This window comes from Bacillus sp. SIMBA_008 (assembly GCF_046535495.1).
Classification (GTDB): Bacteria; Bacillota; Bacilli; order Bacillales; family Bacillaceae; genus Bacillus; species Bacillus subtilis.
Genome location: NZ_JAWRWL010000006.1, coordinates 241,489 through 256,344, shown reverse-complemented (window position 1 = coordinate 256,344; position 14,856 = coordinate 241,489). Strand labels below are relative to the sequence as shown.

Sequence of the window (14,856 nt, the reverse complement as noted above, 5' to 3'; positions counted from 1 at the left end):
AAATGGGTGTAACGATTAAGAATTTCTTGTTTTATAGAGCAAATAAATAAAATAAGGTGCGCCGATAGCCGCTGTAAAGACGCCGGCCGGCACTTCCACCGGAGCAAATAAGGTTCTGCCGACGATATCAGCTGTTAAAACGAGCAGAGCTCCAATAAGTGCCGACGCTGGGAGCAGCGCGCCATAAGATGAGCCGACAAGCCGTCTTGCAATATGGGGCGCCATCAGCCCGACAAAACCGATTGTGCCGGCAACTGAAACTGCACAACCAGTAAGAGCCGTACTCAAAAGTAGCAAGAAAAAACGATTTCGCTGCACAGCGCTTCCTGCACCCGCCGCAATATCTTCACCCAGCACCTGTATATTCATATTTTTTAGCGCGACAAAACAAATGAATAAGAGAATGACAGATAAGATAATAGCTATTTTTACATGCTGCCAGTTTGACCCATAAACTGACCCAGTGATATACACATTGGCTTGTGATGCCCGGTAAATCGGACCTTTGATCATCAACAGGGTAGTCATCGCCTGCGCCGACATTGAAAATCCGATTCCGATCAGCACCAGCCGAAATGTGGAGGCGCCATTTTTGTATGCCAGTAAATAGACGATGAGCCCGACAGCCGATGCGCCGATAAATGCGGCTGCTGGAAGCCATGACAGACTGATCGTAAGTGAACTGCTGCGGTCTGAGAAGAACATCATTAAAAGCACGACCGCTACCGCCGCTCCTCCTGTTATTCCGATAATATCCGGAGATGCGAGAGGGTTTCTGACGAGCCCCTGCAATATCGCGCCTGCCGCTGCCAAGCAGACACCGGCGCATAAAGCTGTCAAAATTCTTGGCATGCGGAACGACATGATCATCAGTTCATCCAGCTTGGAACCTGCACCAAAGAATGTTTTTGCTACATCCCAGGGAGGAATAAACCTTTGTCCGAGACCTGCGCTTATGATGAGTACAGCAGCTGTTAACCCCAGTAAAATTAAAAAGACGATCCATGCTTTCTTTTCAGCCGCAGTAACGCCAAAACGAAGTTTCATAGCTTCGCCCCCCTTCTTGCGATGTACACAAACACAGGCATTCCGATGATGGCGGTCATGACCCCGACAGGAACTTCCTGAGGCATAATGATATATCGCGCACCGATATCCGCGCAAACAAGCAAAATGGCACCCAAAACAGCGGAAAATGGCAGAACCCAGCGATAATCATTACCAACGACAAAGCGGGCAAAATGCGGAATAATGATGCCGATAAAAGAAATCGGCCCGGCAATGGCGACAGCGGACCCTGCAAGCATGACAACACAAAGCGCCATCACAAATTTCAGCAGGCCCGTTTTTTGGCCGAGTCCTTTTGCCACATCTTCTCCCATAACGAGGAGGTTAATTTTTTGGCCGAGAAAGAAGCAGATTACCAGCGCTGCCGCTGCATATGGAAACATCGTCATCAACAGATCCAGACTCCGGCCCTGCACAGAGCCAGTCAGCCAAAAAAGCACCTGGGCAAGCTCGAGTTCGTTGACAGAAAGCAAGCCTTGTGTCAGAGAAGAAAACATGGCTGCCATGGCAGCTCCCGCCAGCGTCAGTTTGATTGGCGTCAGTCCTTCTCTTCCAAGCGAGCCTGCTGCATAGACGATCGCAGCGGTAAATGCTGCCCCAAGAAACGAGCTCCATACTAGCGCCTGAGGTGACTGAATATGCAGAAAAAACGATCCGGCAACAATAAAAAAACCTGCACCGGCGTTAATCCCGAAAATCCCAGGTGACGCAAGCGGATTTTTTGTGAGCGCCTGCATGAGAGCGCCCGCGGCTGCAAGCGAGGCGCCGACGACTGTCGCAACCAAAGCGCGCGGAAGCCTGACATCCTTGATGATGACATGCTCATTTGTTCCGTTGAAGGAAGTAAACGCCTGATAGACCTGTCTCCATGACGTACCTGTATAGCCGTACACGACGCTTGCGCAGACAGCCGCCAGTAAAATGAAAATCAGACATACTAACACAATCCATTTTGAAGATGCCTTTTTGCAGATCATGATCTAATTCTCCTAGTTATTTACTATGTAATGTTTGTTTTTGAGAATAATCCTCAATTAGGGATTGACACTCTTAACACTGCTTATTATGATCTAAATGATAATGAATTTCAATATTGGGAGGAAAAAGATGAAAAAGCATATCAGCATGCTATTCGTATTTTTAATGGCCGTTATGGTACTTTCTGCCTGTAATAGTTCAGAAAGTTCAAGCAACAGCGAGGGGTCAAGCAGCAAAACAAGAACGGTCAAACATGCAATGGGGACATCAGACAACATTCCCGCCAATCCAAAACGGATTGTTGTTTTAACTAATGAAGGAACAGAGGCGCTCTTAGCGCTTGGCATTAAGCCGGTCGGAGCCGTAAAGTCATGGAAGGGCGACCCGTGGTATGACTATCTGAAAGATGACATGAAAGGTGTTAAAAACGTCGGTCTTGAAACGGAACCGAATGTGGAAGCCATCGCAGAATTAAAGCCTGATTTGATTATTGGAAACAAAGTGCGCCAGGAAAAAATTTATGATCAGTTAAATGCGATTGCGCCGACTGTTTTTGCTGAATCTTTGGCCGGGAACTGGAAGGATAACCTGACTCTATACGCCAACGCGGTGAATAAGGCGGACAAAGGCAAGGAAGTCATTGCCGATTTTGATAAACGCGTTTCTGATTTAAAAAACAAGCTGGGCGACCAGACAAACAAAACAGTTTCAGTCGTACGCTTTTTATCCGGTGAATCAAGAATCTATTATACCGATTCATTCTCGGGGATTATTTTAGACCAGCTTGGCTTCAAACGCCCTGAAAAACAAGTAGAACTGTTCAAGAAACAAAAGGACCAATTTACGTTCTCAACTGACAGTAAAGAATCTATTCCTGATATGGATGCTGATGTGCTGTTTTATTTCACTTATAAAGCCGATAATGCAAAGGAAAATGAAAAATGGACCAATCAGTGGACAAGCAGTTCACTATGGAAAAACCTGAAGGCCGTGAAGTCAGGTAATGCACATGAAGTCGATGACGTCGTATGGACAACCGCAGGCGGAATTAAAGCCGCAAACTACCTGCTTGATGATATTGAAACCTACTTTTTAAAAACGAAATAAAAAAAGACTCCGTCTTATTAGACGGAGTCTTTTTTGCTTTTGCCAATCAGACGTGTAACGAGGAACATGGTGACAGAAAGAGATCTGTTTTTCCGATACGCTAAGTATTTCCCTCGCCACTCCGGTTTGTATTTTTCTTTAAAGGCTCTTAGGCCGCTGAAGCTGTACATGTATCTGACATTATTAAAAATGACAGCGGCAAACCTTTCGGACCAGAAGGATGTAAAGGCAGTGCCGACATTGGCCAAGGGTGCCATCCCCATATTAAATGACGTGCAGCCCTCTTCCTTTGCCCATAAAAACATACGGATAAACAATGCGTCCATAATGCCATTTGGAGCGTCGCCGCGATAGCGCATCAGATCAACCGATATCTCTCCTTCCTGGTACATCGGCATGACATTTGCGAATGCAACGATCTCTCCTTCTGCATTTTTCATATAGGCGATCGGCGCTTTCTGTAAATAGGAAGGATCAAAAAATCCGAGCGAGAATCCCTTCTCTTTTTTCGAGCCGAGCCATTCGTCTGAGATTTGCTTCAGCTCCTCCAAAAACGCATCAGAAAATGGGGGATGATCCACATGGAAAGTATACTCCTCCCGCTCAAAGCGGTTATTGATTGCCCGAAGGCCGGCTTTTTTCTTCCCAGTCAAGGTAAATGTATTTAAATCTACATATGCTTCCTCGCCCAATTTAAAGAAGTTGTAGCCAAAATCGTGATACAGCGCCATGTCCTCTCGTTCAATTTGATAGAACAAAACACTGAATCCCTTCTGATGCGCTTCGTTCAGAAATTCTTCCAGCACGAGCGGGAATGATTCTCTTTGGCCAGACGGATCGCCGAGCACGACCAGCCTTCTGGCGATTTTCCCAAACAGAAGCAGTGCATTCCCATCGCTGGAAAAATAAAACCGCTTATCTCCAAGAAAACCGAGATGGCTCAGCGCGTTGCCGCCTTTTTCATTAAGAAACGCAGCAAGACGCTCAGGGTCAGCTTGCTCTCCGATCGGTTTCGTTCTCTTATGATAGACCACTGTAAATATCAAGAAGAACAGCGGCACAATGATGATCGCCATGATGGTTGCATGTGTAATATGCGAGGTGCTGTGGACGAAATATTCGTGACGCAGCACCTTCTTCATCCGGTCCCAAATAAAGCCCGCGATCAGATTGTAGTTAAAGAGCGCCACAGTAAACAGCGCCACAGCGAATATCAATTGTCCCAGTGTATAGGATGCCTGTTCGCGGACAAATTGTTTTTTCAATAGCACAAGCAATACGATAATCATCGGCAGTACGAATATCGCGCTGATGTTAAGCCCTTTTAAAAAGCTGAACACAAAGCCGCCGACAAGCGCTGTAATGGCCATCGTGTAGGAACGTTTTGTCCGTTTATAAAGCTCGATCGGCAAAATTAGCAGAATGAGTGCTGAGCTTAAGGACAGGCCGTTGAACAGCAAAAGCGCAGGGCGCGGAATGTGCGGTATAACCGTCAGCCTGTCAATCGGCAAGGAAACTGAGGCCAAGACAATCAGACCTGCTACGAACACAATAAGGGAAAGCGAGCCTTGCAAAATTCTCACTAATACCGCACGCTGAACAACAAGCAGAACGTTTGTCGTCTCAATTGCCGGTGCGATGCGCGGGTTCGTTTCGAGCCGCTTCATTGTATTTTCCGTCAGGTCGCCTGCGGCAAAGAACAGTCCCAAGATAAATGGGATAAATGAATAGGCGAGCCTGTACAACACAATAGAAGTAACGATGGCCTCTTGATGATAGCCAAGCTGCTCCATCCCCAGCAAAAATAAAAGGTCAAACGAGCCGAAGCCGCCCGGCACGAGGCTGATCATTCCTCCGATCGCCGCAATGACGAACACCCCGAACACATACCTGATATCTGCATGAATGCCCATAGCGAACAAAGCAAAATAGATGACGGTCCCGGCCATGAGCCATTCAACAACTGAAGCTCCAATATATGCGAAAATCGGATTTTTCACTTTATCCGCATTCTCTTCGTCCCCAGCTTTGCGGTCTTTTATTTTGGACACCGCCAAAGATAGCGGCAATATCAGCGCAAAACCGATAACGACCGCCCATAGCCAAGGCTTCTCATGAATCACTTCATCCACTGGCAGCACTCTCGCAGCGACGAAAATGCTGAAAACAGATAATCCGAGCAGCATAGATGATGTGAGCCAGGCGATTCCTTTCACGAGTGCCTTATGGTCTTTCGTATGCTCCTTATAGAACATCATTCTTAACCCGACTCCGGCTAAACCGCCGAATCCCAACACATTATTAAATGAATTGGCGATCCAGGAAACCCTGAAAACTTTTCCGTTTGTGATCGATAGGCGCAGTGAGTACTTCAGGACGTAATCATACAGCGACATAGCCGCAACAGCCAGCAAGCCGATCAACACAAGCATGAATAAATCCGTTCGTTCCAGTCCGTTGATGACCATAAGCGTACGTTTGAATGACAGATTTGTCAGTTCTTTTTTCGATTGATAAATAACAAATAGCAAAACAGCAATAGGAAAAACGATTTTTAATATTGATAAAGCATTCTTTTTAATCAGCAATGGTCTCTCCAATCATATTCTAGTTCGATCCTCTCCCCCAATAATCTCCAACTCATTATACACTACCGTTATTTTTCGGACAAAGTCCCGCATGCGGTTTCTGCTCACTTTCTTTCAGGAGTGAAAATCGAGTAATATGGTAAGAGGAGTGAATGATGAGGAAGTGATGAAATGGAATATAATTTACACGATACAACAGTATTAAACGAAAACATTCTTTCATCGGAGGAACGGGAAATATGGGTGCTCTATATGAAAGTCTTAACGTCCGCCGGGCTCGGTGATGTGTCCGAGTGGATGAAGCTGGATATGAGCATGCCGCAAATGAAGGTGCTGATGCTATTAAACAACCATGGAACATTGAAAGTGAGCGACATTGCTGAAAAAATGGGGGCTTCCCTGTCCAATACAACTGGGCTGCTTGACCGGCTTGAAAAATCAGGATTTGTCAAACGCTCACATTCTGAAGAGGACCGCCGCTCTGTAGTTGTTCAGTTGACAGAGAATGCGAAAAAGATTTTCCGGGGTTTGTATGAAAAAGGCCACCTGAAATTGAAGCGTTCATTAGAGCTGCTGTCCCCTGAAGAAAAGCAGGCTGTTTCCGAAGGGCTGTCTATCCTTTCAAGAGCATTAGAGAAAGCGAAAAAAGAATAAATCTGTAAGTCTGTCATCCGCAAACTGCGGGAGCAGGCTTTTTTTATTTGACATTTAGTTCATTTAAAATGAATAATATACTTTGAATGAATAAAAAAGGGGTTGATGAATATGTCTGAAGCATTAACAGAGCAGAAAGGCCAAAAGTGGGCGATCAGCCTGTTTACGATTGGTGTATTTATGGCTGCGCTAGATAACGGAATTATTTCAGCTGCCTTAACAACGATAAACGAGTCGTTTTCCGTTTCTCCTTCCTGGGGATCATGGGGCATTACCCTTTATACGCTTGGTCTTAGCGTCAGTGTGCCAATCGTCGGAAAGCTTTCCGACCGCTACGGCAGAAAAAAACTCTTTCTCATTGAGGTTTGCCTGTTCGGACTTGGTTCTTTGCTTGTTGCTTTGAGCCAAAGCTTCCCGCTCTTTCTGATATCGCGGCTGATTCAGGCGCTTGGAGGCGGCGGGATTTTCATCATCGGCAGCTCTCACATTCTCGCGACCCTTCCAAAGGAAAAACAGGGGAAGGCGCTTGGGCTGCTTGGCGCAATGAACGGGATGGCCGCTGTGCTCGGGCCAAATATCGGAAGCTTTCTGCTTGATTGGACCGGGTCTTGGCATTGGCTGTTTTTGATTAATTTGCCGATTGCCGTGCTATTGGTTGTTTTCGGCTCATACTTTATCGCGGAAACAAAAGCACCTGAAGCTAAGCGCCTCGATGCGGCCGGAATCTTCCTTCTGTCCCTGTCGATTTTAGCCGTGATGTACGGCATGACGAACCTTGACGGGGCAAATCTCTTACACAGCTTGGGGAATCCGAAGGTTTATGGATGTATTATTTTTGGCATACTCTGTTTTGCAGCGCTTATCTCGTATGAAAAGATAGTTGAAATGCGAGGAGGCGATCCCATTTTGGCGTATTCTCTGCTGCGAAACCATATGTTTCAGCGCACGCTTATCATCGGTTTGTTATCCGGGGGGCTCTTGGCGGCAGTCATTTTTATCCCGTCATATGTCGAGCAGTATTTGGGTGTCCCTGCCGCAAAAGCAGGCTATTGGATGACACCGCTTGCGTTGGCTTCCGGAATCGGCGCTTGGCTTGGCGGAGCGCTTACCGACAAAAAAGGTCCTGTAAAAACCGTTATTCTTTCGGGAATCATCTCATGTGCGGGGTTTGCTTTATTTCCGCTCTGGGTGACGGAAAAATGGGAGTTTATAATCGCTAGTGTAGTCGCTGGGATCGGTTTTGGCTTTCTGTTAGGCGCTCCGCTGAACGTCCTTGTATCAGAAGCGGCAAAAACAAATAAGGGTACAGCGCTTGGCACGCTTTCATTAGTAAGGCAAATTGGACTGACCTTGGCGCCTACTCTTTATGCAGGTTTTATCACAGCCGGGTTTGACCAAATAGGTGATGAGATCAGCAGCCGCTTATCGGACAGCGGATATTCAGAAAAGGCGATGCAGATGATTTCGGAGATCGACAGTTCTGATGTTTCTTCTTTACAAGAACAAATCGAACGCATTCCCGTTCCTGAAGTCAAAACCGCGATAAGCGACGCCATTCATGCGAGTGTCGCCAGCGGCTATGATCATTTATATGCAGCGGCTGCTGTGATCTCACTTCTGGTGATTGCTGCTATCAGTATTCCGGCTTTCCGCCGGCAAAAGCGTTAAGACCACCCCATCCGTCTGGAAAGCTCCGTAATATGAGCGATATGGTGATGTGAGTGCCAGACATACAGGCCGAGCGCGTTCTCCAGGGTAATGATCTCCTTTGTATCAGGGTGATAAAATCCGCGCTTAAATTGCTGATCCGTCAGGGTGCGGAGCAGAGCCGTCCATCTTCCGTGTAGCTCCTGCAAAAGCGAAAGTGAGCCGCTCGGATCTGCCGTTTTCGAGTCTTTTAGCTCCGACCATGCTTTTTCATCATACGGACGGATAGCCGGTGTCTCCTCCGTCAAGCTCAATTTAAAACGAATATAGCTGTTCATATGACTGTCAGCCAGATGATGAATAACTTGCCGAACGGTCCATCCACCGTCCCGGTACGGTGTGTCAAGCTGGCTGTCCGTCATGACCTCTACAGCTTGCTTCAATTTTGCCGGCACTTCTTCAAGTACTTGAATCCATTTATCTTTTTGCTCCTTCGATATGGATTCCCTCGGCTTGTATTCTCCTATTGGGTAGCTTAGATTGACTGATGTCATGAATGTTCTCCCTTCTATTCAATCTTCTCCTTTATTTTACAAGAAAAAGATTGTGTATACTGTATGATTTAATACACAACAAGCGGCAGGAGCCCCCCTGCCGCTTGTTTTTCACCCTGCGTGATCACGCACTTCGACTGTTACCTTCTTCTGTTTTGGCTGATAAATTTTCCCCACAAATAAATACCCGTATTTGAATTTATTCAGTGCCCACGAGGTCAGAATCGGGCCGGCTGTACACACGGCAAACAACAGGAGAACAGCCGGTACGGCAGGAATGTCGGGCATATTCAAAAGCAACACGTAGCCTATAATCATAAAATAGGCATGAAGCAGATAAATCGAAAAGGAATAGTTGCTGATAAACATCATGATTTTCGGCACATGCTTCATTTTGGAAAACAAGTGAAAACACAGGAAAATCATGCTTGTTGAATACAGCATGATATCAGGCCGCTTCGAGCTGATCATGCCGATTTCACCGACATAAGAAACAGTGACAACCAGCGCCCCGGAAGCAATTGCGCCGCCGTACACCACCCAGCGGTATTGGTTCAGCAGCGCTAAAAAACGCTTGTATTCTTTTCCGCAATAGTAGGCTAGACAAAAGTAGAAAAGCCAGCCTGCGAACGGAACCCAGAAGAACGGAAATGCCCCGCCCTCTTCAGAAGCAGGAGCCGGGCTGGCTGCGGAGAAATAGCCTAAATAAGCGGCTGTCACCACAAATGAGATAGACAGCACCCATTTCGGCGATGCTTTTTTCAAGTACTCATGAAACATCATATGCAGCATGTAAAATTGAAAGATGACGAGAATGAAGTATCCGATAAAGTTTCCTAAGAATACGTTCGCCAGATATTTTTGCACAAACGCGAGAAAGGTTACCTCTCCCCCCATCGCACTGGTCATCAGCAGCGCATCGATGGCCGCGATAAATAAAAAAGGAACAAAAATCACTTTTCCCCGCTTCTTTAAAAAACCGTCAGGCACCCCATCAGGATAAGAACGGGCCAGTAAAAATTCAGAGATGAAAATAAAAGCGGGCGTGCTGAACATCAGGAGTGTTCGGAAAGAATCAACAGTGTGAGAAATATCTGCAAGAGCTTCTGCCTGAAGCATCAGGACCATTGAAATGATATGGAGCAAGACGACACTTAAGCATGAAATGCAGCGGATCATAAAAATTTCTTTAATTTGCATAACAGCGCTCCTTTTATTTCAAATTGATAGAAATCGATGGTTGTACCTTAACATGTCCGCTCTATTTGAAAAAGTGCCTGATGTCATAAATTGACGTATGCATGATAGACTAAGGTCATAAGACCCTATGGCTTTCTCAGACGAAAAAACCCACTGTAACGGAGACAGCAGGTTGTTTTTTGAAGATATTAATTTGTATTGAGGCCTCCGCCATTCAGCCCTTCTTTGATATAGCCGTTCACTTGGCTATTAGAAAGCAAGCCAATATGACCGATGCCATAAAGCTGGATGTTTCGCGCTCCTTGTAACCGAGACAAGCTATTGATGACAATTTGATCATTGAGACTGTAAATAGATGTATAGAGGATCTTTTGATTAGGATCTGTACCCGGCAGCGCCGTTGATGACACTAAACCATTAGCCCCTCCAAGCGTTACGACATTTTGAATCTTATTGCCCCCGTCTAAATATTTAATATAGTACAGCGTATTGGCGCCTCCCATACTATGAGCCACAATATCTACTTTTTTTGCCCCCGTCTCTTTTAAAACACGGTCAACATATGAAGCAAGCTGCGGGCCGTTATTTAGGTTATTTCCTGTTTTATCATAAAAATCAATTGCGTACAGTTTGTTGCTTTGCCAGCCTTGAGAAATTAAGTAGTTTTTAATAGCGAAAAAGTTGTATGATGCACCACTTATTCCATGAACAAGAACGACAGGATTATGTACTGATTCAGCTTTTGCGCCAGACGGCGGAGCGGCTAAAACAGATAGAATCAGCGATAAACAAATAATGAATGCCATAAGTACTTTTTTCACGTTTATTCCCCCTTAAAATGTTGATACCACCAATTTCCTATTATACATAAAAAATCAATATGGTTACTATTTTTTCTGAAAATTAAATTTAAATCTCTTTTATATTGACGGTGATAAATCGGATACCTTCTGACAAACCTTTTATCTTCATTTCCAAAGAGCCCGGTTGTGTTCCCTTCCTCCCTTTTCTATAATAAGGGGAATAGGCAGTTAGAATCACAGTTGAGCACCGGCTCATCTGTTTTGCGAAACGGCCAGACACGGAGGATAGCATGAGAGTATTAAAATACGCCATATTAGGGCTTTTGCGAAAAGGCGAATTGAGTGGATACGATATTACGAGTTATTTTAAAGAGGAGCTCGGCCAGTTTTGGAGCGCCAAGCACAGCCAGATTTACCCTGAGCTCAAAAAGCTGACGGATGAAGGATTTATCACGTTCCGGACAACGATTCAGGGCACAAAGCTGGAGAAAAAGATGTACACCCTGACAGACAGCGGAAAGCAGGAGCTGCATGACTGGCTGATCCGCCACCAGCCGATACCCGAGACGGTGAAGGATGAATTTATGCTGAAGGCTTATTTCATTTCTTGTCTTTCACGCCAAGAGGCTTCTGATTTGTTCACAGACCAGCTGCAAAAACGCCAGGCCAAGCTTTCTGACTTACAGGGAAGCTATGAAAAGCTTATGGCCTCAGCAGAGCCGATGTCATTTTCTTCACCGGACTTCGGCCACTATCTTGTGCTGACGAAAGCGCTGGAGCGGGAGAAAAATTACGTTTCTTGGCTGGAATCAATTTTAGCTATGATAGATAAGGATTAACCGCAGTTCAGGCTACACCCATACGGATGTACCCACATGCAAAAAAACATCTGCCTAAACGGCAGATGTTTTTTAGGCTCGGAGCGCTTTCAGCCCCGCTGCGAAAGTGATTGCTGCAAAAGCAAGCAAGATGCCGCAGATTCCGAGAATATCTGTGACGCGGGCACCGTTAGCGATAATCTCCGTCAGCCCGCTCATCGCCCACTTTTGCGGAAGAAATTCAGCGATGGATTGCATAAATTTCGGTTCAATGTCGATCGGCCAATACATCCCGCTCACCATACATGTTGCGATGACGAACAAGTTGCCGAACGCAAGCTGCTGTTCTGGCGTTCTGACATTGGCCGCAATCATCAATCCAATGCCGACAACGGTCAATAGAAAAAGCGACACCAACACCATAACCGCAGCCGGATTCCCCCAGTTGATGCCAAACAGCCAATGGGTTGCGAGAAGCAATATGCCAAATTGAATCCAGCCAATGACAAAGAAGGACAGCACATACCCAGCACCGATTTCGGCTCGGCTGACAGAGGCTGTAAGCAATCTGGACCATACGCCGTTTTTTCTTGCTTCTAAAATGGTTCCAGCCGCTCCCATCATGGTCAGCATGACAAACAGGATGGAAAAACCTGCTGCTCTGGAGGCTGTGTCACTTGCTTCCGCACCCTCTTTTTTATCACTGAGCGTCTGTCGTTTTACAGCCGGAACTGTATCTTCATGTTTTTTGGCGAAAACGGTTTTATACGCAGCCTTCCAGTTCTCTCCCGCTGTCTGCGATGCCGTTTTTGCCGCGGTCACCTGAATATTGAGCGTTGCCAATGTGCTTTCTGCATATTGTTTGACCATCGGCGCTTCCGACAGTTCAGGGCCGTGACGGAAAATCAGTTCAGGGTTTTTGCCTTTTTCCAGCTGTGTCTGGAACGAGCGGGAAATAACGATGATCCCGGCAATTTTCTTTTGTTTCAGCTTTTCTGACGCTTTGTTTTCAGACATGTTTTCGAATACATACATATCATCGTGTGCCTTAAGCTGCCGAATATAATGCTGTGAGAGAATCGTATCGTCCTGATCAACGATTGCAAGCCGCACCTTATCATCATTGCCGCCGAGCATACTCCCAAATACAAAGGTAAGCAAAAGCGGGGCAGCAAACATGATCAAATAGTTCTGTGGCTTCTTAAAAATGAGAGAAAGCTCAATGCCGCAAATGGCTAGAATTTTTTTCACCTTTTGTACCTCCTTATCTTGTATGAAGCCGTCTGATACCAATTACAAGTGAACAAAAGCCGATCGCCGCAAAAAGAAGCACAGGCTTTTGAAGGTCAGCCCAGCCTCCCCCTTCCATTAAAGAAAGAAAGCCGTCAAGCGCCCAGCGATTTGGCACCGCTTTGGATACAGACTGCAAGACGTCCGGAAATTGGTACAGCGGCAGCATGGACCCGCCGAGAACCGCAAGCAATTGAATGCCGAAGCCGCCTATCGAGTCTGCAGATTTCATATCGCTGATGCACGACGCAAGCAGCATTGAAATACCAGATACAGCTGCGGCGTAAGAAAGCCCGAGTACACTCACAAACAGCAGATTACCGCCCCAGTCCACACCAAATACATTGATTGTGACGATCAGAAATATGAAAAATTGTATGATAGCAAACAGATACGTCCCAAGCCATTTTCCGAAGAGAATGACGGATTTTTGCGCAGGCGTCATCAGCATTCTGGCAAGCGTCTCCATATCCTTTTCCTGTAAAAACGATTTCGCCCCGACTGTGATATGAAACAGCATAAACATGCAAAGCATTGCCGCCGAATAGTATTGAAAACTGGTAACGGCCTTGCTGCCGACAGATTTTTCTGCAATAGTCAGCTTGTCACCTGTTTCTTTTTCAAGCGTCTTTACCAGCTTTTCTGCAAACTGTGCAGGGTCAAGTTTTCCTTGCTTTACAGCTTCCGTTTTGCTGATGTAGTCCATTGAGGCTGACGCGGCTTCCTTTACCGCTTTATATTGCTCTATAAAAGAGCTGGCAGCTGTTTCGATGATGGAACTTTTCAATGTTTGATCAGGTGCGGCATAAACAACAGCTGAGGTTTTGCCGGCTTCCCAATGGTTCGGGATAACGATGCCTACATCGATTTTCTTTTCATCAATCAGTTTTTTCATCTTGTCTTTGCTGCCGACTTTTGTGACCTTTATCGACTTCATTTTTTTGAGAACATCTTTTGTAAACATGTTTGCTGTATCTGACTGGTCTGATTGAATGTAGCCGACTTTGATATCATCAATCCGGCTGCCTCCGTCAACAACTGATCCGAGCGCTGCGCCTAAAATACAGGTTAGGATGAGCGGCATTAGGATAAGCATCATAAACCCTTTTCTGTCCGCGATTCTGATTTTGACATCTTTCCATGCGATCCATATGCTTTTTTTCATTGCCGTCCCTCCTCAATCCCGCAACGTGCGGCCGGTCAGATTCAGAAACAGGCGCTCCAGATTCGGTTCCTGCACCTGAAGGGACAGCAGGTTTATATGATGAGCAGCAGCTTCAGCAAGAAGGCTGGTGACGACTTTCTCATGATGGGCCGGAGAAATGTCAATTTTGAGCTCTGACTCCTGGCCTGTTACATCATTCACATGGGCCAGAGATCGGATCGCCACAAGAAACGCTTCATCGATCCCGCTGACCGTGAGCTGAATGATGGTATCGCCCCCAAGGCGGCTGCACAAATCAGTTTTTGTGCCAATCGCAATCATTTCCCCCTGATCAATTATCCCGATCCGGTCGCATAAAAACTCAACTTCTTCCATGTAATGACTCGTATAGATCACCGTCATGCCCGTTTCGTTGAGCTGTTTGACCGTTTCTAAAATGTGATTTCTCGATTGAGGGTCAATACCGACAGTCGGTTCATCCATAATCAGCAGCTCGGGCTTATGCATTAAAGCCGCACCGATGTTGATTCTTCGTTTCATCCCCCCGGAAAATGTTTCAATCTTATCTTTAGCCCGCTCAGTCAGGCCGACATATTCAAGGACCTCTGCCGATCTTTTTTTGGCCTCACCGTGCGTAAGTCCGTACATTTTCCCCCAAAACATAAGATTCTCATGAGCCGTCAGCGTCGGATATAATGCAATTTCCTGCGGAACAATGCCGATTTTTTGTTTCGCTTTGGCCGTTTCTTTTCCGATAACATAGCCGCCCACCGTGATGTTCCCGCTGTCATGCGGCACAAGGCCGGAAATCATCGAGATGGTTGTGGACTTCCCTGCACCGTTTGGCCCGAGCAGACCGAACGACTCCCCCTTTTGGAGGGAAAAAGAAATACCTTTCACGATTGTTTTTTTTCCATATGCCTTTTTGATGTTTTCTGCTTGCAGCACGTCGTCTCACTCCTTTTTTTGATCCATTGCCATTGT

13 protein-coding genes are annotated in these 14,856 nt (G+C 46.0%); 4 read left to right on the top strand and 9 right to left on the bottom strand.

The annotated features are described in order from the left end of the window. Positions 1-15: 15 nt before the first annotated feature. Positions 16-1,047: a FecCD family ABC transporter permease gene (locus SB658_RS19305; protein ID WP_003233568.1), complete on the bottom strand. Its 1,032-nt coding sequence runs from the start codon at positions 1,045-1,047 to the stop codon at positions 16-18. Then, a complete protein-coding gene (locus SB658_RS19300) occupies positions 1,044-2,045 on the bottom strand; it encodes a FecCD family ABC transporter permease (RefSeq protein ID WP_003233570.1) in 1,002 nt (333 codons plus the stop codon). The genes SB658_RS19305 and SB658_RS19300 overlap by 4 nt, the downstream gene beginning before the upstream one ends. Positions 2,046-2,175: 130 nt before the next feature. Between SB658_RS19300 and SB658_RS19295 the strand changes: the two genes are divergently transcribed. Beyond that, on the top strand, positions 2,176-3,153 hold the full coding sequence (locus SB658_RS19295) for an ABC transporter substrate-binding protein (RefSeq protein WP_029726846.1): 978 nt from the start codon (positions 2,176-2,178) through the stop codon (positions 3,151-3,153). Positions 3,154-3,170: 17 nt separating this feature from the next. Here SB658_RS19295 and mprF read toward each other — a convergent pair whose 3' ends face one another. After that, positions 3,171-5,741 carry a bifunctional lysylphosphatidylglycerol flippase/synthetase MprF gene (gene mprF / locus SB658_RS19290; RefSeq protein ID WP_003233575.1) on the bottom strand — a complete coding sequence of 857 codons (2,571 nt, stop codon included), beginning with the start codon at positions 5,739-5,741 and terminating at the stop codon, positions 3,171-3,173. A gap of 171 nt (positions 5,742-5,912) precedes the next feature. Between mprF and SB658_RS19285 the strand changes: the two genes are divergently transcribed. Further along, entirely contained in the window at positions 5,913-6,395 is a 483-nt protein-coding gene (locus tag SB658_RS19285; protein ID WP_003233577.1) for a MarR family transcriptional regulator, read from the top strand. 111 nt (positions 6,396-6,506) lie between these two features. Beyond that, entirely contained in the window at positions 6,507-8,063 is a 1,557-nt protein-coding gene (locus SB658_RS19280; protein WP_410602122.1) for an MFS transporter, read from the top strand. On the opposite strand, the gene bstA is transcribed toward SB658_RS19280, so the two are convergent. The 3 genes from bstA to estB all read right to left on the bottom strand — a co-directional run bounded on the left by bstA (position 8,060) and on the right by estB (position 10,617). Then, complete coding sequence (bstA, locus tag SB658_RS19275; RefSeq protein WP_029726848.1) at positions 8,060-8,596, bottom strand: bacillithiol transferase BstA; 537 nt, start codon at positions 8,594-8,596, stop codon at positions 8,060-8,062. The two genes, SB658_RS19280 and bstA, sit on opposite strands and share 4 nt — an antisense overlap. 111 nt (positions 8,597-8,707) lie before the next feature. Next, complete coding sequence (locus SB658_RS19270) at positions 8,708-9,796, bottom strand: acyltransferase family protein (RefSeq protein WP_029726849.1); 1,089 nt, start codon at positions 9,794-9,796, stop codon at positions 8,708-8,710. Between the two features lie 188 nt (positions 9,797-9,984). Further along, positions 9,985-10,617, bottom strand: a complete 633-nt coding sequence (gene estB, locus SB658_RS19265) for an esterase EstB (protein ID WP_128471741.1) — start codon at positions 10,615-10,617, stop codon at positions 9,985-9,987. A 272-nt stretch (positions 10,618-10,889) separates the two neighbouring features. Between estB and padR the strand changes: the two genes are divergently transcribed. Continuing rightward, positions 10,890-11,438: a transcriptional regulator PadR gene (gene padR, locus SB658_RS19260; RefSeq protein ID WP_029726850.1), complete on the top strand. Its 549-nt coding sequence runs from the start codon at positions 10,890-10,892 to the stop codon at positions 11,436-11,438. Positions 11,439-11,510: 72 nt separating this feature from the next. Here padR and lnrN read toward each other — a convergent pair whose 3' ends face one another. From lnrN to lnrL, 3 genes are read right to left on the bottom strand one after another with little or no spacing between them, the layout of a single operon-like run. After that, positions 11,511-12,668: a linearmycin resistance permease LnrN gene (gene lnrN / locus SB658_RS19255; protein ID WP_029726851.1), complete on the bottom strand. Its 1,158-nt coding sequence runs from the start codon at positions 12,666-12,668 to the stop codon at positions 11,511-11,513. A gap of 13 nt (positions 12,669-12,681) precedes the next feature. Continuing rightward, entirely contained in the window at positions 12,682-13,872 is a 1,191-nt protein-coding gene (lnrM, locus tag SB658_RS19250; RefSeq protein WP_029726852.1) for a linearmycin resistance permease LnrM, read from the bottom strand. Positions 13,873-13,884: 12 nt separating this feature from the next. Further along, positions 13,885-14,820, bottom strand: coding sequence for a linearmycin resistance ATP-binding protein LnrL (gene lnrL, locus SB658_RS19245; RefSeq protein WP_410602118.1), 936 nt, complete (start codon positions 14,818-14,820; stop codon positions 13,885-13,887). Positions 14,821-14,856 lie beyond the last annotated feature (36 nt).

Excerpts from the sequence above, each read along its gene's own strand:
- SB658_RS19300 (WP_003233570.1), bottom strand. The coding sequence starts at position 2,045 with ATGATCTGCAAAAAGGCATCTTCAAAATGGATTGTGTTAGTATGTCTG.
- SB658_RS19285 (WP_003233577.1), top strand. The coding sequence starts at position 5,913 with ATGGAATATAATTTACACGATACAACAGTATTAAACGAAAACATTCTT.
- SB658_RS19305 (WP_003233568.1), bottom strand. The coding sequence starts at position 1,047 with ATGAAACTTCGTTTTGGCGTTACTGCGGCTGAAAAGAAAGCATGGATC.
- lnrM (WP_029726852.1), bottom strand. The coding sequence starts at position 13,872 with ATGAAAAAAAGCATATGGATCGCATGGAAAGATGTCAAAATCAGAATC.
- bstA (WP_029726848.1), bottom strand. The coding sequence starts at position 8,596 with ATGACATCAGTCAATCTAAGCTACCCAATAGGAGAATACAAGCCGAGG.
- SB658_RS19295 (WP_029726846.1), top strand. The coding sequence starts at position 2,176 with ATGAAAAAGCATATCAGCATGCTATTCGTATTTTTAATGGCCGTTATG.
- padR (WP_029726850.1), top strand. The coding sequence starts at position 10,890 with ATGAGAGTATTAAAATACGCCATATTAGGGCTTTTGCGAAAAGGCGAA.
- SB658_RS19270 (WP_029726849.1), bottom strand. The coding sequence starts at position 9,796 with ATGCAAATTAAAGAAATTTTTATGATCCGCTGCATTTCATGCTTAAGT.
- SB658_RS19280 (WP_410602122.1), top strand. The coding sequence starts at position 6,507 with ATGTCTGAAGCATTAACAGAGCAGAAAGGCCAAAAGTGGGCGATCAGC.